Origin of the sequence: Marinobacter gudaonensis (assembly GCF_900115175.1) — a bacterium.
In the GTDB taxonomy this organism is placed as follows: Bacteria; Pseudomonadota; Gammaproteobacteria; order Pseudomonadales; family Oleiphilaceae; genus Marinobacter; species Marinobacter gudaonensis.
In genome coordinates, this window is the sequence record NZ_FOYV01000001.1 from 902,851 (window position 1) to 927,155 (window position 24,305).

Consider the following 24,305-nt stretch of genomic DNA (forward strand, 5'->3'; position numbering starts at 1 on the left):
GCCTCCCGGCGGCCATCAGTCAATCAGTTGCTGATCAATTACCAACTCAACGGGCGCACCCTGTTCTTCGACTACGGGTACCGGGGAATCGGTGCTGCCCTGCCAGTCACCGGCCTGAGCGGCAACGTTACCAGAGCGGCTGAGCCTGGCAGTCAGCATCACTTCACGGGCACCGGAAATACTGGCCTGGGGCGACATGGCGTAACGATCGTCCAGGCGAATTTCTGCCGGTAGCTGCGCCGCCGTCAGCCGAGCCACCGCCAGGGGCGGCCCTTGCCTGCTCCCCGCTTCGCGGGCGAACACAAACAGCGTGGTGTCGTCCGGCACCTGGCCCTTAAAATTATCAGCCAGCGTTACCTGAACAGTGACCCCCGGGCCAGAAGGCCCAGGCTCGCCTTTCGGCGCGGGTGGCTGTTCACCCAGGCGGGTATAGGCCTCGCGAATTCCCTCACGGATGGACGGCAACTGGGGGTGATCCGGGGCAACCGTTTCAATCCGCTCCCAGTAGCGGATGGCCTCGCGATAGTTGTCCTGGCTGAAGGCATTGATACCCAGCAAACCCAGGGCATTCACCTCGTCCGGATTCAGCTGGCGGGCCTGGTCGATGGCGGCTCGTACTTCATCGGTCATCGTGCCCTGGCTTTGAAAGAACAGTGCCTGGGCGGCCAATCCGTAAGCGACCGCCTGGGCGCGCTGGTCCCCGTTGACGTTGGTGGCCAGTTGCCGGAAGGCCCAGGCCGCGTCTTCATAGTTCTCCAGGCGCATATAGGTCCTGCCGAGCATGGCCCAGCCTTCCGGATTGTCCGGGCTGGCCAGCAAGCGCTCCCTCAGTTGCTGCGACAGGTCGGCCATCTGGGCCTGTCGCGCCTCATCGGAGCTGGCCATATTCTGCATGGTGAGGAATTGCTCCACGCGGTCCATCGCGCCCCAGCGCTCATAAAGGAAAACCGCGGCGGCAGGAATCAGCAGGATCGACACCAGAGCCACCGCCATGGCACTTTTCCGGCCGCTTACCAGCGGCCGGGCGGTCATGTTCTCGGGCACATCGTCAAGCATGCTGCCAGCCAGTTCTTCCTTAAGCTGACGGTAGTTGTCGTCATCCAGGATGCCGGCGTCGTATTCATCGTCCAGTTCCTTCATCCTCGAGCGGTAGGCCATCAGGTTCTGGTTTTTCAGATCGGCCTGCTTTCTCGCGCTGGTCCTGTGGAAAAACACCGGATAGAGCACGAACGCCAGGGCCAGGATGATAAGTACCGTTGCGGCAATCCAGAAAGTGTCGGTCATTGAGTCTCAGTCACAGATTCAGAATGTTTCAATGGGAGAAGGGCTTACAAACCATCGCCTGTCGCCGGGGTGTGCTTTTGTCAATCAGGAGCGGCGCTGCTCGTCGCCGTCCGCAAGCATACGATCGGCCCGGGCTTTTTCTTCGTCGCTCAGGGCTGGCCGTCCGGCAGAAACGCGGCGCCCACGGATCACAACGCCAATCACCACCAGCAATCCGCCCAACACGGCAATGGCAGGCGTTGCCCACAGCAGGAAGGTACGGCTGTCGAGCTCAGGCTTGTAGCGAACGAATTCACCGAAGCGTGCCACCAGTGCCTGAGTAATCTCTTGATTGCTCGCGCCGTCCTGCATCATGCGGTACACCTCATCCCGCATATCCTTGGCAATGGGCGCGTTGGAATCTGCAATGTTCTGGTTCTGGCACTTCGGGCAACGCAGCTCCGAAATCAGGTCCTGGTAACGCTGTTCCTCGGCCCGGTCTGCAAAATCATAGACATCGGCTACTTCGGCCATCGCGCCGGACGCAAAGAGCAGAACCAGGGCAACGATCAGACTGCGGGCCATCATCCGTTCCCCCGCGCCTCGTTCACCACCGGCAGCAGGGTCTGCTCCCAGACGGTCTCGTTGACAACACCCACGTGGCGGTACCGGACCACGCCAGAGGCGTCGATCACGAAGGTTTCCGGCGCGCCGTAGACGCCCAGATCAAACCCCAGTGTGCCCCTGGGATCGTAGATAACGCTCCGGTACGGATCGCCCAGGCGGTCCAGCCAGGCCAACGCCTCTTCCCGGTCATCCTTGTAGTTCAGGCCAATAATGGCCACGTTCTTTTCCTTCGCCAGCCACATGAGGTCGTCATGCTCGTCCCGGCAGGCCGGGCACCAGGTTCCCCAGACATTCAGCAGGGTGACCTGGCCCCGGAAAAGCTCGCTGGTCAGTTGAACCTCGGGATCGTGCAGGTCCTTGAGACTGAATTCCGGCACGGGCTTGCCCACCAGCACCGATTCCAGTCTGGTCGGATCTTTGCCGATTCCGGCAAACAGGACAATCCCGATAACCAGGGCAACCAGCAAAGGCAGGAACAACAGAAAGCGCTTCATGAAACCGCTCCCGCCGAGGCGCCGGATCCGCTATCAGAGACCGGGGACGGCGCCCGCTCCGAGGCACTCTCCTTGATACGGTAACGGCGATCGGCAATGGCCAGGAAGCCACCCGCCGCCATGAACAGAGCGCCCAGCCACAGCCAGCGTACCAACGGCTTGTACTGTAGCCGTATGGCCCAGGCCTCATCGGTAATACGCTCGCCAATGGCCACGAAAATATCCCGGAACAGACCGGCATCAATGTCGGCCTCGGTCATCACACTCATGCCCACCGGATATTGGCGCTTCTCCGGGTGCAGAACCGCGATGCGCTCGCCGTCCAGCATCACCTCGAAGGTGCCGTACTGGGCGCTGAAGTTGGGGCCCTGCCGGGCGCCGATGTCTTTGAACGCAAACTGATAATCCCCCACCTCTGCTACGTCTCCCGGCACCATACGGACATCCCTTTCGATGCCGTAGTTGGACACCACGGTGGCACCGGCCATGGTAATCGCCAGACCCAGGTGGCCCAGAACCATGCCGTAGTAACTGCGGGATTGTCTTTTGAGTCCGTGCAGGCGTCCTTTGCGCGAGGACGACTTGTCCCACAGATCCCAGAGGGTGGCCAACGTCACCCACAAAGCCGTGAACACGCCAATGAACGCCCAGGGCTTGAATCCACCATAACCAATCAGAACGGCCGTGGTAGCGAGGGTGCTGACAGCCAGAGGCCAGAGCAGCTTGCGCGCCAGCCAGCCGCCGTCGGTTTTCTTCCAGCGGGAGAATATGCCGGCGCCCAGCAGCAAACCGGTGGCGACGGCCAGCGGGCTGAACGTCAGGTTGAAGAAGGGTTCGCCGATGGACAGCTTGCCCAGCTCCAGGTAGTCCAGAACCAGGGGGTACAGGGTGCCGACGGCGACCAGGAGCGTGGCGGACACCAGCAGCACATTATTCAGCAAGAGGAACACCTCCCGTGAGAGGGAGCCATAGCGGGAGCGCACATGAACAACTGGCGCCCGGAAGGCATAGAGGGCCAGGCTGGCAATCACTGTAACGGCCAGCAATCCCAGCAGGAAGGTGCCCCGCTCCGGGTCCGAGGCGAACGCATGAACCGAGGTGAGCACGCCGGAACGCACCAGGAAGGTACCCAACAGGCTGAGGGCAAAGGTGACGATGGCCAGAAGGACGGTCCAGCTTTTGAATACGCCGCGCTTTTCGGTCACCGCCAGCGAGTGCATCAGCGCGGTTCCAGACAACCAGGGCAACAACGAGGCGTTTTCAACCGGATCCCAGAACCACCAGCCGCCCCAGCCAAGCTCGTAATAGGCCCACCAGCTGCCGAGGGCAATACCCAGTGACAGGAAGGCCCATGCCACCGTGGTCCAGGGCCGGGACCAACGGGCCCAGGCCGCATCCAGCCGGCCATTGATCAGCGCGGCCACGGCAAAAGCAAAGGCCACCGCAAAACCAACGTACCCCATGTATAGCATGGGCGGATGCACGATGAGGCCAAAGTCCTGGAGCAGAGGGTTCAGGTCGGCGCCATCGGCGGGCACATTCGGCAGCAGGCGATCAAACGGGTTGGAGGTGATCACGATAAACAGCAGGAAACCGACGGTCACCATGCCCAGCACCGACAGCACCTGGGAAATCATCACCGACGGCAGACGGCGGCTGAAGATGGCCACGGCCAGGGTCCAGCCCGCCAGCATCAGGATCCAGAGCAACAGCGAGCCCTCATGACCGCCCCACACCGCACTGAACTTGTAGTACCAGGGCAGCATGCTGTTGCTGTTATTGGCCACGTAGGCAACCGAGAAGTCGTCGGTCACAAAGGCATGGGTCAGCACAGCGAACGCCAGACCTATGAACACAAACATGCCGGAGGCCAGGGGCCTGGCAAACGCCTGAAGATTGTCCCGGCCGGTCAGTGAGCCCGCCAGGGGTACCACGGAGAGGAGCACTGCCAGCAACAGCGCGAGAATCAGTGCGAGCTGTCCGAGTTCGGGATACATCAAAGCCCTCCAGAAGCCAGGCTGTCAGTTGAGTCGTTTAATAGGATACGGTGTCAGCAGCGCCACCGGCCTTGTGCTGTCCTTTGGACGCCTTTTCCAGGGCATCGGCCACCTCCGGTGGCATGTAGTTTTCATCATGCTTGGCCAGCACCTGGTCGGCGACAAAGCGGCCGTTGGCGTCCAGTCGTCCCATGGCCACAACACCCTGCCCCTCGGCAAACAGGTCCGGCAGAATACCGGTGTATTCAACCGGCACCGAGGCATTGAAATCCGTCACCCGGAACTCTACCCGAAGACTGTCCGGATCACGCTTTACCGAGCCCTCTTCCACCATTCCGCCGGCACGGATCCGCACATCCACCGGTGCTTCGCCGGCGGAGATCTGGGTGGGGTCGTAGAAGAGATTGATGTTCTGCCTCAGAGCGTAAGTGGTCAGCCCCACGGCCAACCCCAGCCCCAGTACCAGAAAAAGCACAATGGTCAGCCGTTTTTTACGGATAGGATGCATCAGATACCTGCCACTCAGTCTTGGGAAACCTTGATCCGGGTGAAGGCCGCCACCGGCTGTTGCGAGGCCTGCTGGCTGTGCCCGTCGGCCTGGTGCTCAAAGCCACGCCGACAGGACTCGATCGCAGCCCTTCTACGGCGGAGCGAGATGACCATCAAACCGGTCATCAGCAGAAAAAAAACGCCGTAGCACGCCCAGACATAGGGTCCATGACCCTCCATCACCACAAATGCCGAAAAGGAATCAAACGCCATTGGTCAGCCCCTCCCGGCCATCACGAATTCTTTTACCCAGCGGGTGCGCTGCTCCCGGAGCAGAATCTCGGTTTGCATGCGCAGACAGGCCAGCCAGCCAAACAGCAGGTACAGCCCCAGTACCGACAGCAGCAGAGGCACCCACATCTCCGCTGGCATGGCCGGCTTCTCGGTGAGCTTGAACGTGGAAGGCTGGTGCAGGGTATTCCACCACTCCACCGAATACTGGATGATCGGAATATTCACCACGCCCACAAGTACCAGCACGGCCACTGCCCGGGCTGCCGACTTCTCGTCGTTGATGGCCCGGTCAAGCGCGATCACACCACCGTATAGAAACAGCAGGATCAGCATGGAGGTCAGCCTTGCATCCCACACCCACCAGGTGCCCCAGGTGGGCTTTCCCCACACGGCACCGGTAAACAGAGACAGGAAGCAAAGAACCAGGCCCACAGGCGCCACCGCCTTCACAAAGACATCGGCCAGCTTCATGCGCCATACCAGGGTCACCACCGCGGCAACAGCCATCATGACATACACCGACTGGGCCAGAAACGCGGTGGGTACGTGGATGAAGATAATCCGGTAACTGTTGCCCTGCAGATAATCCTTGGGGGCAAACGCCAGCCCCCAGACAATGCCTGTCAGCAGCAGCGCGACGCCGCCAGCCAGCAGCCAGGGCATGAGCCGGGTCGCTATACCGAAGAACCACTTGGGCGAGCCCAGCTTGTGAAAAAATTGCCACATCAGATGGTCACCGTCTTACCGTAAGCTTGTTTCATCCGTTCGACAGGCTGATTCGAAGTGCCGCTGCCGACGCAAACGGTGCCAGGGTCAGTGCCAGCACCAGAAGAGCCCCCATCAGGGCCATATAGGCAGCCACCGGGGCGCCCTCTGCGGCCGAAGCCACGGTGCCCGTGCCGAAAATCAGCACGGGAATGTACAGCGGAATGATCAGCAGGGACAAGAGCACGCCTGCCGAGCGCAATCCAAGAGTCAATGCAGCGCCGATGGAACCGATCAGACTCAATACCGGTGTACCGATCAGCAGCGTTAGACACAAAACTCCGATGGAGTTCCCGTCCAGATGCACCATTACGCCGAGAACAGGCGCCAGGGCCACCAGCGGCAGCCCGGTGAGCACCCAGTGCGCCGCGGTTTTGGCCAGCACCAGCAAGAACAGCGGATGGGGCTGCAACACCAACTGCTCGAGGGTGCCGTCATCAAAATCGTGCCGGAACAGGTGATCCAGCGACAGCAGAACCGAGAGCAACGCCGCAACCCACAGGATACCTGCTCCGGCTTCCCTTAGAAATGACACTTCCGGACTGACTCCAAGGGGAAAAAGTGCCACTACCATTACGAAAAACAGCAAGGGATTGAGCAGATCCTGACGCTGTCGCAACGCCACTCGCAAATCCCGGCTGAAAACCGCAACCATGGCGGACAATACGCCCGGAGTCTCATGCTGGAGTGCTTCGAAAGGCCGGTTCGCCACGTTCATGAAACACCCCCTTCCCCGAGTGTTATGCGCTGCATACCCGGCAACTGGAGTTCGTGGTGGGTGGTCACCACTACCGCCCCACCCTCCGCCGCCCGCTGTTGAAGCAGCGATTCGATCGCACTGACGCCCTCCACGTCGATGGCGGTAAAGACTTCGTCCAGCAGCCAGAGCGGCTCATCCGCCACCAGCAAACGCGCCAGTGCAACCCGGCGTTGTTGGCCAGCAGACAGGGTGCGGCAGGGCACATCCTCGAAGCCCGCCAGCCCGGTACCCGCCAGCGCCTGACGCAGGACCTTTTCCGGCAGGGGCCGCCGCCCGGCGGTGAGCGCGCGCAGATTCTCGACCGGCGTCAGCAGCGCCTTGATGCCTGGCCGGTGGCCAAGGTAAAGGGTATTGCGCAGGAACGCTTCCCGGCTGGCAGACCTGGGCGCGCCGCACCAGAGAATTTGCCCTGACCAGGCGTCGTTGAGGCCGGCGAGAATCCGCAGAAGCGTCGTCTTGCCAGAGCCGTTGGGGCCCTCGACACGGGTGACCGTACCGGGCACTATGGAGAACGAAAGATCGCGGAAAAGTAATCGTTCATCCCGTTCGCACTGCAGGTCGACAGCCTGTAATAACGGCTCAGACATCAGGTCCCCGTAACCAGGACGATGCGCGTGTTGACGGCACCGGGTGTATTCACAGCCGCTGCCAGCGCTACCCTTGAGTCAGTGGCGAAACAGATGCGGCCGGCCGGCGCGGCGTATTATAGCGAAAGCCCGTGCCGATTACTCTTGTTCAACATCAATTCGGTGGCGATGAAACTACCCAGCGGACAACAGCCTCCGGCACCCCAGCCTCAGCCCGTGTCGACAACCAGAACCGGGCAGACACCGACCAGCGGTTCCGGCGAACCGGCCTCCGGTCCGGGCCAGGGCGGGCAGCCGATAACACCCGCCTCTGCGAGGCAACTGCTGGACCAGCTCCAGCTCGCCAACCGGGAAACCACGCTGGCCCGGGTGGCGGAAATCATTCAGCAACAGGGCGGCAAAGGCACTGACTTGCTGCTGGACGTGCGAGGCAAATCTCTGCTGGTTCAGGCCGCCACCGGTAAAACCGAGTTTGCCGCGGGCGACTGGGTCAAAGTGATGCGGGCCGGCAACGAGCTGCAACTGATGGGCAAACTGGCACCGGCTCCGGAGGCCGGAATAGCGCGGGCCATGGCGCAGCGATTGCCCTGGCAGCAGAGTCTGGACGCCGGGCTGGCACAATTACTGGGGGCTCTCAAACAGGGTCTGAAGCCGGATCCGTTGCCCGGCCAACTCCCCTCTACCCGCATACCCCAGCCTCTGCCGGAAGCGGCCCGGCAGGCCGTTGAACAGATGCTGTCCCGATTACCCGGCAGTACCAGCCTGTCGCCCGGCGACGGCACGCAGCCACAGGTCGCAAGGCAGGTGCGCCAGTGGCTGTCGGAAAGCGGCCTGTTTGCCGAATCCCGGCTGGCCCAGACCCCCTCAGCCCAGCTCCCCGATCTGAAGCTCGCCCTCGGGCGGATTGTGACCACCCTGCTGGCCCAGCAAGGACAACCTCCCGAGCAGTTCAACCGCCTCACTCCCCTGGCAACCGCGGATCTGATGCGGGCCCCTCTGCAATTTCCGCAACCTTTGACAACGCCCCAGCCAACAGCGAGCGGTGAGCCCGCCACAGTCGGGCAGATGCTCCGGCTGCTGGCCGGTATGCTGAACCGTATCACCGTCAACCAGTTGCACAGCCAGGCGCTCACGGCCCGAGGCGGTGCCGAGGCCGCTGCGCCGGCGTCCACACTGTTGCTCGACCTGCCCTGGCTTACCCCGCAAAATGAGCCCAGGCTGGCCCAGCTCAGGATTGAGCAATACCCGGAAAACAAGGAATCGGATCATAAGGCTGCGACCACGGCGGTTGCAGAATGGCGCCTGTCGCTGGCCATGGATCTGGACGAAGCAGGTCCTCTGCATTTCGACGTATCCCTGCGCCAGCAGTCCGTCAGTGCCAGGGTGTGGGCAGAAAAACAGAGCACGCTTCAACGGATCAACGAAGAACTGCCGCTGTTACGGCAGAGCCTCACCGACCTCGGTCTTGAAGTGTCGGATCTTGAATGCCGAAGGGGAACGCCTCAAGGCAGCGTTACCCGTCTGGAACATCGACTGGTGGATACCCGGGCATGAGCACAGATCAGGACTACAGCAGTCGCGCCGCAGTGGCGCTGCGTTATGATGGCGAGCGGGCCCCGACCATCAGCGCCACGGGCACCCACGAACTGGCCGAAGAGATCATTCGAATTGCCCGTGAACACGGCGTCCCGCTGTACGAGAACGCCGAATTGGCGAGCATCCTTGCCCGACTGTCGCTGAACGAGGAGATTCCGGAGTCACTGTACCGGGTAATTGCAGAGATCCTGGCGTTTGCCTTTCACATCCGGGGCTTCACGCCTGAGGACCGGAGGCCGGGGGCTAGGCCGCCTGACGCTTCCTGAGCGCTGACACCAGCTCGGCCTCGGGACGGGATATTCCGCACGTGTTCATAAGATCGTCGATATCAGCACCGAGATCAACCAGGCGTGAGGCTTCGTCGTAGGAAATGCGCAGCGGATCGTTCTGTCGCATCTCATCCAGGGTGCTGCGCAGTTCGTGGAGCTGACGCTCACAGGTGACGAGGCGTTGGCCCACGCCCATGCTGCCGCTGGCAGTAGCGTGCAGCTCACGACCAAGCGTATCGCAACGGTCTTTCAGTTGGGTGCGCAAGCTGCGGATCTGGCGCCGGTGCGAAAGCCCCTGTAAAAACACCAGGGACAGGGCGGCAACAGTCAGAGCCCAGGGAAGGTACGACGGAATTTCTACAAACATGACGGATGTCTCCCGTTTGTGACCACGGAAGGCATCCATCGGTTGGCACTGCGCAGGGTAGCCCCCTATTACAGTGCGGCGATTTCAGCCCATTCGTGATCTGACAGCATCTTGTCGAACTCGACCAGTATGATCAGTTCGCCATCCTTGTTGCACACGCCCTGGATAAACTTGGCACTTTCCTCGTTACCCACGTTCGGTGCGGTCTCAATTTCACTGGACTTCAGGTAAACCACTTCGGCCACCGAATCCACCAGAATACCCATGACCTGGTTTGCGGATTCCATCACCACAATCCGGGTGGCGTCGGTCACCTCTGCGTCGGCCAGGCCGAAACGGCGACGGGTATCAATGACCGTAACCACGTTACCCCGCAGGTTGATAATGCCGAGCACATAATCCGGGGCACCAGGAACCGGCGCAATCTCGGTGTATCTCAGCACCTCCTGGATCTGCATGACATTCAGACCATAAGTCTCATCATCCAGCCGGAAGGTAACGTATTGCAGTACCTGATCGTCCTGGGCCTGATTGGTTTTTCCGCTCGGGGATGCCATAGCGATGTTTCTCCTCTGGGGCTGCCCGGCGGGCAACCTGATCGTCAAAAAATTATCATCAGTGCCCAATACTATAGTTAAGGGCACAAACCGTGCCAGCAAGGCTCGGTTTCATTCGGTAACGGTTGTTTGCTTCAGCTCAAGTCCAGATGGTGCTCTCTTTCAGCCCTGATCAGCAAGTCGGCCATGGTGCGAACGTCAATCAGTGCGCACATATGATCAATAACGGTTCCTGCCAGCCAGGGGCGTTTGCTGCGGGCAGTCCGCCAGCGCACTTCGTCGGGCTTCAGCGTAAAGGACTGGGCGACATCGTCGCAGGCCAGGCCCCACTCGCTGTTATCGAGCCGGATCACGAATCGGTAATTGTCCCGGGCATTTTCCGGAACCCGCCCGGCCATGATCCACTCGGCTGTGTCTACCACCCGGAGGTTCTGGTCACGGTCGGCCCGAATGCCCATGTACCAGCGGGGGCTGCCGGGAATCGGGCGGATCTCATCCTCAATCCGGTGAATGGCGCCCAACAGGATTAATGGCACTGCCAGCTGCAGCCCTGCTACCGTAAAGATCAGGCACTCGAACGGCTTGTCCGACCACTCAGGGCGGGAGGGTGGCGCTACAGGTGCAGGCTCGGCCGGAGCTTTATCCAGTTTCTGCGCCACTGGCTCCGCAATGTGAGGGGCCACTGGCGTCTTTGGGCTGGCCGGTTCCGAAGGCTTCGCCCTGACCGGCCTGGCTGGTTCCGGCTTCGGTGCCGGTTTTTCGGCGGTAACGGCCGGGCGAGGTGCAGGAGCTGGTTTCGTTGCTGGCGCTTCCTGCACCAACGATTCGGATGTCTCCTCACGCCTGGCGGTATCCGTGGCGGTGTGAAGCAACTCATCGAGGTAACTGGCAATGGCGGATTCCGGGTCCGCCAGCCGTGTCAACTTTTCGTCAGCCATGCTGACGCTCCCTCACCTGGCCAACCCGCGACATCAGATCGTCCAGCAAGTGGCTGTAGGCTCGAACTCCATGGGTTTCAGCATCCTGAGCGGAGGGGACCACTCCTGCCTGGCTGGCGTCCCGGAACTTGGTATCCACCGGAATCGCAAACTGCCAGAGCGTGTCCCGGTATGTTTTCCGCAACAGGTTGAGGCTTTTCACCGAGGCCTGGGTACGTCGGTCGTACAGGGTGGGCACGATGGTGTAGGCAAGTGAATTCTTCTGCGAGCGCATGATCATCTGAAGCGTGTGCAACATCCGCTCCAAGCCCTTGATGGCCAGGAACTCCGTTTGCACTGGAATAATAAGGTGCTGGGCCGCCGCGAGGGCATTGACCATCAGCACGCCGAGCGAGGGCGTATTGTCCAGCAGCACATAGTCAAAGTCGTCCCACAGCTGGGTCAATGCCCGGGACACAATCAACCCCATTCCCTCAACACCAATCATACGGCGCTCGAGAGTCGCCAGCGCCGCGCTGGCTGGCAGCAGGGACAGTCCCTTGCAGCTGGTTTCCGTAATCAATTGGGCTGGCAGACCCTGTGGCACCTTGCCCTGGTGCTGGAAGAGGTCGAAGACGCTGTGAGCAATGGTGTCAGGGTCGTAACCGAACCAACTGGTCAGCGAGCCGTGGGGATCGAGGTCGACGACAAGTACCCGCTTGCCCCGTTCGGCAAGCAATCCGCCGAGGGTGACCACGGTTGTCGTCTTACCCACACCACCTTTCTGATTGGCTACTGCCCAGATTCGCACGCTTTGGTTCTCCAGAAGACAGGTCATTTCGCCGACAGCCCGCGGCGCGTACCTGAGGGGTTATCGGCCAGTCTGCGGGCAACTTGAACGAGCGGCGAACAGGAATACCGGCAAGCGGTTGCCGTCGTTTGATATTAACCGGGAGTAATACAGGAACCATGCCAACCGGGATATACGCATCTGCCGAGGAGAACTGTCAGCGCATTGCGCCCCGGATGCTGGCATCCCGCGAAATCAGCAATACCACCCGGCGATTCCTTTGCCGTCCTGTCTCGGTGTCATTACGGGCTACCGGCTGGTATTGGCCATAGCCAACGGCCGCCAGCCGTTCCGGCTCGATACCTTCCATCACCAGCATTCGGACAACCGCCGCCGCCCTGGCCGCGGACAGTTCCCAGTTGGATGGAAAGCGGGATGTGTTGATGGGCTGGTTATCGGTAAAGCCCTCAACCTTGACGGCGTTGTCCCGGTTATTCAGCACCGTGGCAATCTTCTCAACCACTTCAAAGGCATCGTAATGAGGCTCGGCGTCGCCACTGCCAAACAACAGGCTGTTCGGCAGATTGAGCTCAAGCCAGCGGTCACTGGTCTCCAGGGTCACCACCCCCTGATTGATCAGCTCATCAAATTCCAGTGCCAACTGGTCGGCCATTGCACGGAGGGCTTCAGTCCGGGCCTGGGCGTCCATTTCGGGGTTCTGAGGGGCTTCCGTTACCGTCGGAGGAATGACGTCATCGGCCGGAGCCTCCAGGGATCGTCTGGGCTGGTCTCCCACCTCAATGGGCTGAAAGGAGCGCTGGGGCGCGTTGAAGACGCCGGTCATGGTCTCGGAGAGCACTTTGTACTTGCCCTGGTTCACCGAGGACACCGAATACATCACCACGAAAAAGGCGAACAGGAGCGTGATGAAATCGGCGTAGGAAATCAGCCAGCGCTCTTTGTTGTGCAGATCGTCCGGGGCTTGCCTACGGCGCCTCATAAGTTGGCCTGCGTGCGGTCACTGCAGGAAGCCCCGCAGCCGCAATTCGATGGATTTCGGGTTTTCGCCTTCGGCGATGGCAATAATGCCGTCAATCATCATGTCTTCGTAGCGGGTGCGCTCGCGCACAATGCCCCGCATCTTGTTGGCCACAGGGAAGAAAAGCAGGTTGGCCAGGGCAACACCGTAAATGGTGGCCACAAAAGCGGTGGCAATGCCGCTACCCAAGGACTGCGGATCTTCCAGATTGGTCATCACCTGGATCAGACCCATGACCGCACCGATGATACCGATGGTGGGCGAGTAGCCCCCCATGGCCTCAAACACCCTGGCCGATTCCAGATCCCGCTGTTCCCGGGATTCCAGATCCACCTCCATGATGCTGCGAATGGTTTCCGGTTCGGCACCATCCACCAGCAGTTGCAATCCCTTGCGTGCGAAGGTTTCCGGCTCCCGCTCCGCCAGCCCTTCAAGTCCCAGAAGCCCCTGCTTTCGAGCTTTCACACTCCAGTCGATCACTTTGCCAATGCCGTCCTCCAGGCTGATAAACGGCGGCACGAACACCCAACGCACCTGACTGAAGGCACGCTTGAGCATGGGCCAGGACGTCTGCAGAATGGTTGCCGCCACGGTTCCACCGATGACAATGATCGCCGCCGGGGCATTGAACAGGGAAGCGAGGGCACCGCCCTCAAGCAGATTACCACCGAGGATCGCGGCAAAGCCCAGAACAACCCCGAGCAGGGAGAGGATATCCATCAGCTCACGCCCTCGATCAGCCGGGGGCCAATGTCATCCAGTGACAGCACTTCGTCGGTCAGACCCGCCTTGGCCACGGCCATGGGCATTCCGTAAATGACCGAGGACTTCTCATCCTGCGACCACACGTCCGATCCGCTCTGCTTCATCAGCCGGCAACCTTCCTTGCCGTCCGAGCCCATGCCGGTAAGGATCACGCCAAGGGTCTTACCCGGAAAGCTGCGAGCCAGCGAACCGAAAGTGACATCCACACAGGGTTTGTAATTAAGGCGCTCGTCCCCGGGCAGTATGCGAACCCTGGCCTGGCCGCTCCGGTTCTCGATCATCATCTGCTTGCCGCCCGGCGCCAGCAAGGCAAGTCCAGGCCGGAGCACATCGCCATCTTCGGCCTGGCGCACTTCAATCTGACACAACTTATTGAGTCGTTCGGCAAAGGCGGGGGTGAAGCTGGCAGGCATGTGCTGAACCAACACCAGGGGCGCCGGAAACGAGGCCGGCAGAGCCGTCAACACTCGCTGGAGGGCCACCGGGCCACCGGTGGAGGTGCCAATACCCACCACGGCGTAATGCCGGGCGGGACCTCGCCGAACCGGGCGGCGGCCAGCCTCCGGGTCGCCGACCGGTGCCTGGGTAGCAGGCCGTTCCCGTAGCGCGGAACGAGGCCGTTCCACCGGCGCCGTTCGGGACCGCAACGCCGGTGATGATTCCCGGCCTGCCGGCGCCGACGGCCCCGGAGCAGCTGGCGCCGCCTTGTTACCGGGCCGGCTGCGGGCTACGTCCAGAATCCGGTCGATGAGGATCTTCTGTAGCTGGCTGTTGTCGCGCGCAATCTCTTCGAAATTCTTCGGCAGGAAGTCCACCGCTCCCGCCTCGAGCGCGTCCAGGGTGACCCGGGCACCCTCATAAGTGAGGGACGAGAACATGAGTACCGGTGTCGGGCGCTTGCGCATGATCTCCCGCACGGCGGTGATGCCATCCATTACCGGCATCTCGTAGTCCATGGTGATCACGTCCGGGCGCAACTTTTCGGCAAGCTCCACACCCTCGCGCCCGTTAGTGGCGGCACCCACCACCTTGATCTGGCCGGAACTGGTCAGGATCTCCGTCAGCCGTTTTCGAAAAAAACCTGAATCATCAACGACCAGGACAGAAACTGTCATCCAATTCTCCTACCCAATCCTTCGCTCTCTGCCTGGTATCACCTGTGCGGTTCAGCTCAGCCGTAATGCTGCAACAGGCTTGGAACATCAATAATGAGTGCAATCCGGCCATCGCCCGTGATGGTCGCACCGGCCATGCCGGGGGTTCCCTGGAGGGCGCGGCCCAGCGGTTTGATAACCACCTCTTCCTGTCCGACCAACTGGTCAACCACAAAGCCAACCTGCTTGGTTCCCATGGCAACAATCACCACATGGGCGTTCTCCGGCACCTCCTGGGAAGAGCCGTTTCGAACCAGCCAGCGCTTGATGTGGAACAGCGGAAACACCCGCTCCCGAACCACGATGCACTCGCGACCATCGACGATGTTGGTCTTGGTCAGGTCCAGGTGGAAGATCTCCACCACGTTCACCAGCGGCAGGGCAAACGACTGGTCGCCCAGCATGATCATCAGGGTCGGCATGATCGCCAGCGTCAGCGGTACCTTGATGACAATTCGCGAGCCCTTGCCCAGCTCGGACTCAACATTCAACTGCCCGTTGAGTTGGCCGATCTTGGTTTTCACCACATCCATGCCGACCCCACGGCCGGACACGTCGGAGATCTGTTCCTTGGTGGAGAAGCCGGCGGCGAAGATCAGATTGTAGCATTCGGTCCTGGTAAGCCGGTCTGCCGCATCCTGATCATAGATCCCCTTCTCCACGGCCTTGCGACGCAGGACCTCCGGATCCATACCGGCACCGTCGTCCTCAATGGAGAGCAGAATATGATCGCCTTCCTGCTCCGCTGACAGGGTGACCGTGCCCTGGCGAGGCTTGCCGGCCTTCTCTCGTACATCTGGCGACTCAATGCCGTGATCCACTGAGTTGCGAACCAGGTGAACCAGGGGATCGGACAAGGCTTCCACCAGGTTTTTGTCCAGATCGGTCTCCTCTCCGTGCATGACCAGGTTGACCTCTTTTTTGAGGCTCCGGGCAAGATCACGCACCACTCGAGGGAACCGGCCAAACACTTTCTTGATCGGCTGCATGCGGGTCTGCATCACCGCCGACTGGAGATCGGTGGTCACCACGTCAAGGTTGGAAACCGCCTTGTGCATGTGTTCGTCTTCGCTTTCCGCACCCAGGCGCTGGAGTCGGTTGCGCACCAGTACGAGCTCGCCAACCATGTTCATGATGTCGTCCAGGCGCTTGGTGTCCACCCGAACGGTCGTCTCCGCCGCGGGGGCATTCTCGCGCGCCGGCATGGCGGGTGCAGCACCGCCCTTGGCTGCCGGTTTTTCGTCGGGCTTTGCGGGCCCGGCGGATTTGGCAGATTTGGGTTTGGCGGAATCAGGTTCCGCGGCTCGCGGCTTTTCCGGTTGCGCAGAACCGGCAGCCTTTCCGGCCGTAGGGCCACCACCTTTGCCGTGAAGGTCGTCCAGCAGTTTTTCGAACTCGTCGTCGGTAATCAGGTCGTCGCCGGATCCAGCCGGAGACTTGTCGGCGGCCTGGCCCCCGGCGTTTCCGGCTTGCTCCTGACCGCTTGAAGACTGCTCATCGGCTGCCGGAGCACCCGCAAACTGACCCTTGCCGTGGAGCTGATCCAACAGCGCCTCGAACTCATCGTCTGTGATGTCGTCGTCGCCGGAAGCGTCGCTGTTCTTCTCATCCGCCTGTGCTTTTTCCGCAGTCGAGGCTTTCGGCTCATCAGCCAGCGCATCCAGCAACTGCTCGAACTCATCGTCGGTGATATCCCCGCCATCTTCAGCCGCTTCCGCGGTCTCCGTCGACTGGGCGGGCTGCGCCGGGGCGCCAGCGTCCTGGGATTCCGGCTGCGCAAACGCATCGAGGCGCGCAATCAGCTCGTCCGGGGCCGGGGTGAGCTCTTCGTGGTTGCGAACCTGCTCGAACATGGCGTTCACATGGTCCAGAGCTTCCAGAACCACATCCATCAGCTCAGAATCCACCTTGCGCTTGTGGTTACGCAGGATATCGAACACGTTCTCCGCCGAATGGCAGCAGTTCACCAGCGCCTCGAGCTGGAGAAAGCCGGCGCCGCCCTTTACGGTGTGAAAGCCACGAAAGATGGCGTTGAGCAGATCACTGTCATCCGGATGTCGCTCAAGTTCTACCAACTGCTCTGACAGCTTCTCGAGTATTTCGCCGGCCTCCACCAGGAAGTCCTGCAAAATCTCTTCATCAGCATCGAACGCCATGCGTTACCCTCTTTAATCAGAAACCGAGACTGGACAACAGGTCGTCTACGTCGTCCTGCCCCGAAACTACATCTTCCCGCTCATGGGCCTTGATCTGGGGCCCGACACCCTGTTCCGCGGATTCCTGCCGCTCTTCAATCTGGTGGACAGTGCCCGTCAACTGATCCACGTGGCTGGCCATGACCACCAGACTGAGCATCTGCTCTTCCACTTCCTTGACCAGAGCGGTGACCTTCTGGATTACCTGGCCGGTGAGATCCTGGAAGTCCTGGGCCAGAAGAATTTCCGACAGGTTGTTGTACATGGTGTCGGCGTCTGTCGCCATGCTGACAAAGAACCGGTCGATCCGTCCGTACAGCTCCCGGAATTCCGCCGGCTGCATCTCCCGACGACGCAGGCGCTGCCATTCATCGCGAAGCGACGAGGCTTCATCCCGCAGGGCGTTGGCCACCGGCATGGTCTCTTCTACCAGGTCCATGGTGCGGTTGGCCGCCTCGCCGGTCATCTGCACCACGTACTCAAGCCGGTCGGAAGCGTCTGTCATTTTGGACAAGGCTTCCTGCTGCTCGGCATTTCGGGGATCTATCTGGAAGTTCCGGATAGCTTCGTGCAGGCTTCGGGTCAGCCGACCGACCTCCCGATACAGACTCTGATCGCGAACCTCGCTGAGTTCATTGATCAGGGTCATGGCCTTGGCATAATCACCGGCGCTAACGCTCTCCGCCAGCTCGGCCGCCTGCCGCTCGAGTTTTTCCGTCACCTCCGGTTCCAGGCCCCGATGGTTCTGTTTGCTATCGCTCATGAGAGCCATCCGACCTCTGGTTACTGGATTCTTTCAAAGATTTTCTCAATCTTTTCCTTAAGCACTGCGGCAGTAAACGGCTTGACAACATACCCGTTTACGCCCGCCTGGGCAGCGGCCACAATCTGGTCCCGCTTGGCTTCCGCGGTAACCATCAGCACCGGCAGGGTCTTGAGATTTTCATCGGCCCTGACCGCCTTCAGGAGATCAAAACCGGACATGCCGGGCATGTTCCAGTCAGTCACCAGAAAATCGTATTTACCGCTTCTGAGCATCGGCAGCGCGGTGTTGCCGTCGTCCGCTTCATCCGTGTTGGTGAAGCCGAGATCACGCAGCAGGTTCTTGATGATCCGTCGCATTGTGGAAAAATCGTCCACAATGAGGATTTTCATGTTCTTGTCCAATGGGACCTCCAGTTAGTAACACCCGGAATTCGTTTGACCTATCTGCTCGAAGTCTAGCAGGCCGCTGTTTTAACCGCTTATTGTCAGTCCTTTACCACGGTTGTAAAGCGTCGGTTACCAAAAACTACAGTCTGCCTGAGTGCGGACACACGGCGCGCGCTCAGCGACCGGCACCCTGGTGCCAGTCCGACAACCGGCTTCTCAGTCGCAGCGCAGCCTGGCTATGAATCTGGCTGACCCGGCTCTCACTGACCCCGAGCACCGCACCGATCTCCTTCAGGTTCAGCTCTTCCTGGTAGTACAGGCTCAACACCAGCTTCTCGCGCTCCGGCAGATCCTCAATTGCCTCAGCCAGACTGCGGCGGAAAGCATCCGATGACAGCCCTTCCAGGGGATTGTCCTGGGTCTCTGTCTCTTCTATCGGCAGCTCCCCGGATTCATTGAGCTCATCGAGACTAAAAAGTCGGCCACTGTTGGCGTCGGAAAGGTATGAATGGTATTCAGCCAGGCCCATGCCCAGCTCATCGGCGACTTCAAGGTCGGTCGCCTCACGACCAAGACGGTCTTCAACGGCCTTGATGGCCTGGGAGATTCGGCGGGCATTCCGGTGCACAGAGCGTGGCACCCAGTCGCCCTTGCGGATCTCATCCACCATGGCACCCCGGATGCGGATACCGGCGTAGGTTTCAAAGGTGGCACCGCGGGTGGAGCTGTAGCGCTGGGCCGCCTCAAGCAGCCCGATCATGCCGGCCTGCATCAGGTCTTCCAGTTGTACAGAGGCTGGCAGCCGCGCCATCAGGTGCAGGGCGATTTTCTTCACCAGGGGCGCATGCTGTTCCACAAGCTGGGAGGGCCTCTGGGTGCCAGACTGGTTGTAGATACCGAGGTTGTTCGCCAATGCCATGTATCCGGTGTTGTTTGACAGGATCCGATTCAGACTTCGACGAGCCGCTCCACAAAAAATTCCAGATGTCCCCGGGGTGAAGACGGCAGCGGCCAATTGTCCACTTTGTCCGCCAGTGCCTTGATGGCCAGGGACGCCTTGGCCCGGGGGTAGGCATCCAGTACCGCTCGCTGTCGCTGAACCGCTTTTTTCACAGCTTCATCGTAGGGCACTATTCCCACATATTGTAGCGCTACATCAAGGAAGCGCTCGGTAACACGGGTCAGTTTTTCGAACAGGTGGCGTCCTTCCTGCTCGTTGCGCACCTGGTTGGCGAGGATGCGGAAGCGGTTGGTGCCGTAGTCGCGGTTCATCAACTTGATCAGTGCGTAGGCATCTGTGATGGAAGTGGGCTCATCACAGACCACCAGCAGCAGTTCCTGGGAAGCCCGCAGAAAACTCACCACCGATTCGGAAATGCCGGCGGCGGTATCGACAATCAATACGTCAATCTGGTCGCCCAGCTCACTGAAGGCATTGATGAGCCCGGCATGCTCCATGGGGGTTAGCTGGGTCATCCGCTGGGTACCCGAGGACGCGGGGACAATCTTGATACCCCCAGGGCCATTCACCAGCACATCTTTAAGATCGCACTCTCCGGCCAGCACGTCCTGGAGATTCCGGTTCGCGGTAATGCCCAGCAGTACGTCGATATTAGCAAGGCCCAGGTCGGCATCCAGAAGCACTACCCTGCGCCCTTTCTGGGCTAGCGCTATGCCAAGGTTCACCGACACGTTGCTCTTGCCGACACCACCTTTGCCGCCTGTCACCGCGATCACCTGTACCGGATGTGCTTTGCTCATACTCGTTTTTGTCTCTCGCCACGTTTAACCGGGTCTTGTGTGTCCGGACACCTGCCACGCATCCGATGACAGGTCTCAATCTTCAGGCGCCCTCAGCAACCGCCTGCTGTCGCTGCAGGGCTTTCAGGCGATCGACTGCCAGCCGCACCAACGGAACGGCCTGGGCATGGTGCAGATCTTCCGGAATCTTCTGCCCGTCAGTGTAATAGGCCACGGGCAGGCCGGTTTCCATGACAAAGCCGAGAGATTCGCCGAGCGTCAGGGCCTCGTCTACCTTGGTCATCACACAGCCCGCAAGATTTGCCATCTTATAGCAATGCCACACGGATTTCATGATCCGCGGTTGACTGGTCGCCGACACCACGAGGTGCGTGCGGACATTGTGGTGGCTTTGGGCGAGTTCAGCCAACTGTTCCTGATAGCCCTTGTCAGAACTGGTCAGCCCGGCAGTGTCAATGAGCACCAGGTGTCGGTCGGAAAGCTCGTCAAGAATATCGTCAAGGCTGTGGCTCTCATCCACCACCCGCACCGGAACGTTCAGGATGCGGCCAAACACGAACAGCTGCTCGTGGGCGGCTACCCGGTAGCGGTCCGTGGTAACCAGCGCGACCGCGTCCGAGCCATGCTTGAGCACATAGCGCGCCGCCAGTTTTCCGATCGTTGTGGTCTTGCCGGAACCGGTGGGGCCTACGAGAGCGAACACGCCGCCCTGGTCCAGCCACTCGGTCCGCGCTGTGCGTACGCCGGTGCACAGCATCTTGAGGGACTGTTTCCAGCCGTCCTCCAGACGTCCGGCCTTGTGCCGTCGGGCAATGGACACTGCCAGCTCGTTGCCAAGACCGAACTCCTGCAGCCGTTCCGCCAGCCGTTGCTGGACGGCGCTGGTGGCCGATGGCTCAGACGGGGACTGGGGCTTTTGCCCCTGCATGAGATCGCGCAGCGAGCTGATCTCGGCGCGCATCTGCGCCAGCTCATCAGAATAGGCCTCACCTGCACGACCAATCGACGGTGCCCGGACATCCGCCTGCTCGTCCACCGTCTGCTGGATGTCTGAAAACGATGCCCGGGCGTAACCGGCACCCTGCCCGGCCCGCTTCTCCCGAACCTCGCGAATCCGATCGCGGGAGCGGCTCAGCTCGTCCTCGAGCCGACGGTGCTGGTCGGCCTGCAATTCAGCCAGCCGGGAGCCATTGGTGGCTTCCTCTGCACGGCTTCCCAGCCGCTGACGCGCCATATTTTCGTCGTAGTCCAGTGCCGTCACAATTTCGACACCACCGTCCACGCGCCGGTTGGAAAGAATGACGGCGTCCGGCCCCATCTGTTCACTGACCTGTTTCAACGCCTCTGCCATGGTCTGAGCAAAAAACCGTTTTACTTTCATGATGCCTTTTCCTCCACCGGCAACGCCGTTCCGGCGCCGTCCGTTCTGTCATCCGCGCCGTTACTGGCCAACGGACGCCACAATCGTAATCTGCTTGTTATCCGGTATTTCCTGGTAGGAGAGCACGTGCAGCCGCTCCACCCCGTAGCTGGCGAACTTCGCCAGCACCGGCCTCAGCGGGCCGGATACCAGCAGGATGGCCGGCTTGCCGAGCATCTCCTGGCGCTGGACGCTGTCCTGCAACGAACGCTGGAGCTTCTCTACCATGTTCGGTTCCAGAACCAGGCCAATATCCTCCTGACCGCCGGATTGTTGACTCTGCTGAACAGACTTCAGCAATAACTGTTCCAGGTCTGGATCCAGGGTGATCACCGGAATCTCCGATTCGTTGCCGCAGATGCTCTGGATAATCATCCTCCGAAGCGACTGGCGCGCCACGGTGGTCAGCAGCTTCGGATCCTGGCTCTTCGGATGCACGTTCACGATCGCCTCGGCGATGGAGCGCATGTCCCGGATAGGAACCTCTTCCTTCAGAAGGTTCTGCAGCACTTTCAGCAGCAGGCTTATGGACACCGTGGTCGGCACCAGCTCCTCCGCCAGTTTTGGCGATATCTTCTCCAACTGGTCGAGCCACTTCTGGACTTCTTCATGGCCCAGCAGTTCGTGGGCATGCTTCTGCAGCACCTGGTTGAGATGGGTCGCCACCACAGTACTGGCATCAACCACGGTGTACCCGAGGGTCTGGGCCTGGTCCTTCTTGTCAGGCTCGATCCAGATGGCATCCAGCCCGAACGCCGGATCCTTGCCCTGGATACCCTCCACCTTGCCGAACACCTGCCCCGGATCAATGGCCAGTTCCCGATCGGGATGAATCTCGGCTTCGGCGATGGTCACGCCCATCAGCGTGATGCGATAGACATTGGGCATCAGGTCGAGATTGTCCCGAATGTGAACTGACGGCATCAGGAAGCCCAGATCCTGCGACAGTTTCTTGCGGACGCCTTTAATGCGACTGAGCAGTTGGCCTCCCTGGGACTTGTCCACCAGAGGAATCAACCGGTAACCCACTTCCAGGCCGACAATGTCGACCGTGGCGACGTCATCCCACCCCAGCTCACGGGTCTCTCCCGGCGCCGGCAGTTGCCGCGCCTGATCGCCCCCGGCATCACCGCCCGGCGGAAGATCCCGGCCCGCAGGCCGCGGCGCACCGCCACCACCCCGCGCCGGAAACGCGCCCTCTTCCTCCACGGTCTGGCGCTGGTGCTTCCAGATGTACCAGGCGGCGCCGGCGGCCAGTGCCCCCAACCCCAGGAAGGCTACGTGGGGCATGCCGGGAATCAGGCCGAGGATGATCAGGATGGCGGCGGCGATGGACAGCGCCTTGGGCGCGCTGAACATCTGCTGGAGGATCTGCCCGCCCATGTCCTGGCTGGAAGTGACGCGGGTTACCATGATCGCCGCCGAGGTGGACAGCAGCAGCGACGGGATCTGGGCGACCAGACCGTCACCGATGGTCAGCAGCGCGTAGCGCTCCATGGCCAGGCCAAAATCCAGACCGTGCTGGAGCATACCAATCGCCACACCGCCGACGATGTTGATGAACAGAATGAGCAGGCCGGCAATGGCGTCGCCTTTCACAAACTTGGAGGCACCGTCCATGGAGCCGTAGAAGTCCGCCTCCTGGGCAATCTCGGCGCGCCGGTGTTTGGCTTCGTCCTGGTTGATCAGGCCTGCGTTGAGGTCGGCATCAATGGCCATCTGCTTACCAGGCATTGCGTCCAGGGTGAAGCGGGCACTTACCTCGGACACACGGCCGGCACCCTTGGTGACCACCAGGAAGTTGATGATCATCAGAATGGCAAACACCACCAGACCCACGGCGTAGTTGCCGCCAATCAGGACCTCACCGAAGGACTCGATGACCTTACCGGCCGCATCCCCGCCCTCATGGCCGTTCAGCAGCACGATCCGCGTGGAGGCCACGTTCAGGGCCAGACGCAGCAACGTGGCCACCAGCAGCACCGTGGGAAAGGAGGCAAATTCCATGGGCCGGAGCGCGTACACGCACACCAGCAGGATGACGATAGACAGCGTGATATTGAAGGTAAAGAACACGTCCAGCAGGAACGCGGGCATGGGCAGGATCATCATGCCCAGCAATCCCATCAGCATGAGGGGAACGCCGATATTGCCTCGCGTCAGGGATTTGACGTTGTTAAGGACCAAAGCTCTGTCCATGCCGGAACCTTCTCCGATTGGCGGTGCCCGAAGGCGCTCTCAGGGTCGAAAATCTGACGCCGGGGCGTCGTTTCGGAGAGAAGCGGCAAGATCCGTACCACCCCGGGTATTTTTTCGGAATCACGCCGGCTCGCGACCTGACTCGCTCCGCCAGATGCGGTATCCTTGCGCCATTTGATCGACCACACTCAGACCACAGGTGATCCCATGCCAATCCACGAGGTAAAACACCCCCTGATCCGCCATAAGCTCGGCCTGATGCGCCGTGCGGACATCAGCACCAAGAATTTTCGTGAGCTGGCACAGGAAGTCGGCGCACTGCTGACTTACGAGGCCACCAAGGACTTCAACCTGCAGGAAAAGACCATTGAGGGCTGGGCCGGCCCGGTCACCGTGGAGCAGATCCACGGCAAGAAAATCACCATCGTGCCGATCCTGCGAGCCGGCCTGGGCATGCTGGATGGCGTGCTGAGCCTGATCCCGGTGGCCCGTGTGAGCGTCGTTGGCCAGATCCGCAACGAAGAAACCCTGGAAGCGAGTACCTACCTGGAAAAGCTGGTGGGCGAGCTGGACCAGCGCATGGCGCTGATCGTCGACCCCATGCTGGCCACCGGCGGCTCCATGATCTCCACGATCGATTTGCTGAAAAAGGCGGGCAGCACGGAAATCCGCGCGCTGGTACTGGTGGCCGCACCGGAGGGTATCGAGAAAGTCCTCGAGAAGCATCCGGATGTGTCCATCTATACGGCCTCCGTTGACCAGCGTCTGAACGAGAAAGGCTATATTCTCCCGGGTCTCGGCGATGCCGGTGACAAGATCTTCGGCACCAAGCAGAAGGACGTATAAAT

26 protein-coding genes are annotated in these 24,305 nt (G+C 60.7%); 3 read left to right on the forward strand and 23 right to left on the reverse strand.

What is annotated here, in order from left to right:
• Positions 1-15: 15 nt before the first annotated feature.
• From ccmI to ccmA, 9 genes are all read right to left on the reverse strand, one after another.
• A complete protein-coding gene (gene ccmI, locus BM344_RS04075) occupies positions 16-1,284 on the reverse strand; it encodes a c-type cytochrome biogenesis protein CcmI (protein WP_091986318.1) in 1,269 nt (422 codons plus the stop codon).
• Positions 1,285-1,368: 84 nt separating this feature from the next.
• Entirely contained in the window at positions 1,369-1,848 is a 480-nt protein-coding gene (locus BM344_RS04080) for a cytochrome c-type biogenesis protein (RefSeq protein ID WP_091986320.1), read from the reverse strand.
• Positions 1,848-2,384: a DsbE family thiol:disulfide interchange protein gene (locus BM344_RS04085; RefSeq protein ID WP_091986322.1), complete on the reverse strand. Its 537-nt coding sequence runs from the start codon at positions 2,382-2,384 to the stop codon at positions 1,848-1,850. Before BM344_RS04085 ends, BM344_RS04080 begins: the two co-directional genes overlap by 1 nt.
• Entirely contained in the window at positions 2,381-4,381 is a 2,001-nt protein-coding gene (locus BM344_RS04090) for a heme lyase CcmF/NrfE family subunit (protein WP_091986323.1), read from the reverse strand. Before BM344_RS04090 ends, BM344_RS04085 begins: the two co-directional genes overlap by 4 nt.
• Positions 4,382-4,418: 37 nt before the next feature.
• The gene (gene ccmE / locus BM344_RS04095) at positions 4,419-4,889 is read right to left on the reverse strand and encodes a cytochrome c maturation protein CcmE (protein ID WP_091986326.1); all 471 of its coding nucleotides are present in this window, start codon (positions 4,887-4,889) and stop codon (positions 4,419-4,421) included.
• Between the two features lie 14 nt (positions 4,890-4,903).
• Positions 4,904-5,143, reverse strand: a complete 240-nt coding sequence (gene ccmD, locus BM344_RS04100) for a heme exporter protein CcmD (RefSeq protein ID WP_091986327.1) — start codon at positions 5,141-5,143, stop codon at positions 4,904-4,906.
• A 3-nt stretch (positions 5,144-5,146) separates the two neighbouring features.
• Positions 5,147-5,890 (reverse strand): heme ABC transporter permease CcmC, encoded by a 744-nt coding sequence (ccmC, locus tag BM344_RS04105; RefSeq protein ID WP_091986330.1) that lies wholly within the window; start codon positions 5,888-5,890, stop codon positions 5,147-5,149.
• Between the two features lie 31 nt (positions 5,891-5,921).
• The gene (gene ccmB, locus BM344_RS04110) at positions 5,922-6,647 is read right to left on the reverse strand and encodes a heme exporter protein CcmB (RefSeq protein WP_091986331.1); all 726 of its coding nucleotides are present in this window, start codon (positions 6,645-6,647) and stop codon (positions 5,922-5,924) included.
• Complete coding sequence (ccmA, locus tag BM344_RS04115) at positions 6,644-7,276, reverse strand: cytochrome c biogenesis heme-transporting ATPase CcmA (RefSeq protein ID WP_091986334.1); 633 nt, start codon at positions 7,274-7,276, stop codon at positions 6,644-6,646. The genes ccmB and ccmA overlap by 4 nt, the downstream gene beginning before the upstream one ends.
• A gap of 168 nt (positions 7,277-7,444) precedes the next feature.
• Here ccmA and fliK point away from each other — a divergent pair, with 168 nt between their 5' ends.
• Positions 7,445-8,830 carry a flagellar hook-length control protein FliK gene (fliK, locus tag BM344_RS04120; protein WP_091990777.1) on the forward strand — a complete coding sequence of 462 codons (1,386 nt, stop codon included), beginning with the start codon at positions 7,445-7,447 and terminating at the stop codon, positions 8,828-8,830.
• A complete protein-coding gene (locus BM344_RS04125) occupies positions 8,827-9,138 on the forward strand; it encodes an EscU/YscU/HrcU family type III secretion system export apparatus switch protein (protein WP_091986335.1) in 312 nt (103 codons plus the stop codon). The genes fliK and BM344_RS04125 overlap by 4 nt, the downstream gene beginning before the upstream one ends.
• Here BM344_RS04125 and BM344_RS04130 read toward each other — a convergent pair.
• From BM344_RS04130 to flhA, 14 genes are all read right to left on the reverse strand, one after another.
• Positions 9,116-9,508, reverse strand: a complete 393-nt coding sequence (locus BM344_RS04130) for a DUF2802 domain-containing protein (RefSeq protein ID WP_091986338.1) — start codon at positions 9,506-9,508, stop codon at positions 9,116-9,118. The two genes, BM344_RS04125 and BM344_RS04130, sit on opposite strands and share 23 nt — an antisense overlap.
• Before the next feature lie 68 nt (positions 9,509-9,576).
• Entirely contained in the window at positions 9,577-10,065 is a 489-nt protein-coding gene (locus tag BM344_RS04135; protein ID WP_091986340.1) for a chemotaxis protein CheW, read from the reverse strand.
• Between the two features lie 134 nt (positions 10,066-10,199).
• Positions 10,200-11,003 (reverse strand): chemotaxis protein CheW, encoded by an 804-nt coding sequence (locus BM344_RS04140; protein WP_091986343.1) that lies wholly within the window; start codon positions 11,001-11,003, stop codon positions 10,200-10,202.
• Positions 10,996-11,793 carry a ParA family protein gene (locus tag BM344_RS04145; protein ID WP_091990780.1) on the reverse strand — a complete coding sequence of 266 codons (798 nt, stop codon included), beginning with the start codon at positions 11,791-11,793 and terminating at the stop codon, positions 10,996-10,998. Before BM344_RS04145 ends, BM344_RS04140 begins: the two co-directional genes overlap by 8 nt.
• 196 nt (positions 11,794-11,989) lie before the next feature.
• Entirely contained in the window at positions 11,990-12,772 is a 783-nt protein-coding gene (gene motD / locus BM344_RS04150) for a flagellar motor protein MotD (protein WP_091986344.1), read from the reverse strand.
• An 18-nt stretch (positions 12,773-12,790) separates the two neighbouring features.
• Positions 12,791-13,531, reverse strand: coding sequence for a flagellar motor protein (locus BM344_RS04155; RefSeq protein WP_091986347.1), 741 nt, complete (start codon positions 13,529-13,531; stop codon positions 12,791-12,793).
• Positions 13,531-14,691: a protein-glutamate methylesterase/protein-glutamine glutaminase gene (locus tag BM344_RS04160; protein ID WP_091986349.1), complete on the reverse strand. Its 1,161-nt coding sequence runs from the start codon at positions 14,689-14,691 to the stop codon at positions 13,531-13,533. Before BM344_RS04160 ends, BM344_RS04155 begins: the two co-directional genes overlap by 1 nt.
• A 56-nt stretch (positions 14,692-14,747) precedes the next feature.
• Positions 14,748-16,886: a chemotaxis protein CheA gene (locus tag BM344_RS04165; protein WP_091986351.1), complete on the reverse strand. Its 2,139-nt coding sequence runs from the start codon at positions 16,884-16,886 to the stop codon at positions 14,748-14,750.
• Positions 16,887-16,902: 16 nt separating this feature from the next.
• On the reverse strand, positions 16,903-17,688 hold the full coding sequence (locus tag BM344_RS04170; RefSeq protein ID WP_091990781.1) for a protein phosphatase CheZ: 786 nt from the start codon (positions 17,686-17,688) through the stop codon (positions 16,903-16,905).
• 20 nt (positions 17,689-17,708) lie between these two features.
• Positions 17,709-18,092, reverse strand: a complete 384-nt coding sequence (cheY, locus tag BM344_RS04175; protein ID WP_048495094.1) for a chemotaxis response regulator CheY — start codon at positions 18,090-18,092, stop codon at positions 17,709-17,711.
• A gap of 160 nt (positions 18,093-18,252) precedes the next feature.
• Positions 18,253-18,996 (reverse strand): RNA polymerase sigma factor FliA, encoded by a 744-nt coding sequence (locus tag BM344_RS04180; protein ID WP_091986353.1) that lies wholly within the window; start codon positions 18,994-18,996, stop codon positions 18,253-18,255.
• A 29-nt stretch (positions 18,997-19,025) separates the two neighbouring features.
• Complete coding sequence (locus tag BM344_RS04185; RefSeq protein WP_091986354.1) at positions 19,026-19,838, reverse strand: MinD/ParA family protein; 813 nt, start codon at positions 19,836-19,838, stop codon at positions 19,026-19,028.
• 82 nt (positions 19,839-19,920) lie between these two features.
• Positions 19,921-21,219, reverse strand: a complete 1,299-nt coding sequence (gene flhF / locus BM344_RS04190) for a flagellar biosynthesis protein FlhF (RefSeq protein WP_091986357.1) — start codon at positions 21,217-21,219, stop codon at positions 19,921-19,923.
• Between the two features lie 60 nt (positions 21,220-21,279).
• Positions 21,280-23,457 (reverse strand): flagellar biosynthesis protein FlhA, encoded by a 2,178-nt coding sequence (gene flhA, locus BM344_RS04195; protein WP_091986359.1) that lies wholly within the window; start codon positions 23,455-23,457, stop codon positions 21,280-21,282.
• Between the two features lie 207 nt (positions 23,458-23,664).
• Between flhA and upp the strand changes: the two genes are divergently transcribed.
• Positions 23,665-24,303: a uracil phosphoribosyltransferase gene (upp, locus tag BM344_RS04200; protein WP_091986361.1), complete on the forward strand. Its 639-nt coding sequence runs from the start codon at positions 23,665-23,667 to the stop codon at positions 24,301-24,303.
• The last annotated feature ends 2 nt before the right edge of the window (positions 24,304-24,305 follow it).

Coding starts and splice junctions, on each gene's coding strand:
- ccmI (WP_091986318.1), bottom strand. CDS start 1,284: ATGACCGACACTTTCTGGATTGCCGCAACGGTACTTATCATCCTGGCC.
- BM344_RS04080 (WP_091986320.1), bottom strand. CDS start 1,848: ATGGCCCGCAGTCTGATCGTTGCCCTGGTTCTGCTCTTTGCGTCCGGC.
- BM344_RS04085 (WP_091986322.1), bottom strand. CDS start 2,384: ATGAAGCGCTTTCTGTTGTTCCTGCCTTTGCTGGTTGCCCTGGTTATC.
- BM344_RS04090 (WP_091986323.1), bottom strand. CDS start 4,381: ATGTATCCCGAACTCGGACAGCTCGCACTGATTCTCGCGCTGTTGCTG.
- ccmE (WP_091986326.1), bottom strand. CDS start 4,889: ATGCATCCTATCCGTAAAAAACGGCTGACCATTGTGCTTTTTCTGGTA.
- ccmD (WP_091986327.1), bottom strand. CDS start 5,143: ATGGCGTTTGATTCCTTTTCGGCATTTGTGGTGATGGAGGGTCATGGA.
- ccmC (WP_091986330.1), bottom strand. CDS start 5,890: ATGTGGCAATTTTTTCACAAGCTGGGCTCGCCCAAGTGGTTCTTCGGT.
- ccmB (WP_091986331.1), bottom strand. CDS start 6,647: ATGAACGTGGCGAACCGGCCTTTCGAAGCACTCCAGCATGAGACTCCG.
- ccmA (WP_091986334.1), bottom strand. CDS start 7,276: ATGTCTGAGCCGTTATTACAGGCTGTCGACCTGCAGTGCGAACGGGAT.
- fliK (WP_091990777.1), top strand. CDS start 7,445: ATGAAACTACCCAGCGGACAACAGCCTCCGGCACCCCAGCCTCAGCCC.
- BM344_RS04125 (WP_091986335.1), top strand. CDS start 8,827: ATGAGCACAGATCAGGACTACAGCAGTCGCGCCGCAGTGGCGCTGCGT.
- BM344_RS04130 (WP_091986338.1), bottom strand. CDS start 9,508: ATGTTTGTAGAAATTCCGTCGTACCTTCCCTGGGCTCTGACTGTTGCC.
- BM344_RS04135 (WP_091986340.1), bottom strand. CDS start 10,065: ATGGCATCCCCGAGCGGAAAAACCAATCAGGCCCAGGACGATCAGGTA.
- BM344_RS04140 (WP_091986343.1), bottom strand. CDS start 11,003: ATGGCTGACGAAAAGTTGACACGGCTGGCGGACCCGGAATCCGCCATT.
- motD (WP_091986344.1), bottom strand. CDS start 12,772: ATGAGGCGCCGTAGGCAAGCCCCGGACGATCTGCACAACAAAGAGCGC.
- BM344_RS04155 (WP_091986347.1), bottom strand. CDS start 13,531: ATGGATATCCTCTCCCTGCTCGGGGTTGTTCTGGGCTTTGCCGCGATC.
- BM344_RS04160 (WP_091986349.1), bottom strand. CDS start 14,691: ATGACAGTTTCTGTCCTGGTCGTTGATGATTCAGGTTTTTTTCGAAAA.
- BM344_RS04165 (WP_091986351.1), bottom strand. CDS start 16,886: ATGGCGTTCGATGCTGATGAAGAGATTTTGCAGGACTTCCTGGTGGAG.
- BM344_RS04170 (WP_091990781.1), bottom strand. CDS start 17,688: ATGAGCGATAGCAAACAGAACCATCGGGGCCTGGAACCGGAGGTGACG.
- BM344_RS04180 (WP_091986353.1), bottom strand. CDS start 18,996: ATGGCATTGGCGAACAACCTCGGTATCTACAACCAGTCTGGCACCCAG.
- BM344_RS04185 (WP_091986354.1), bottom strand. CDS start 19,838: ATGAGCAAAGCACATCCGGTACAGGTGATCGCGGTGACAGGCGGCAAA.
- flhF (WP_091986357.1), bottom strand. CDS start 21,219: ATGAAAGTAAAACGGTTTTTTGCTCAGACCATGGCAGAGGCGTTGAAA.
- flhA (WP_091986359.1), bottom strand. CDS start 23,457: ATGGACAGAGCTTTGGTCCTTAACAACGTCAAATCCCTGACGCGAGGC.
- upp (WP_091986361.1), top strand. CDS start 23,665: ATGCCAATCCACGAGGTAAAACACCCCCTGATCCGCCATAAGCTCGGC.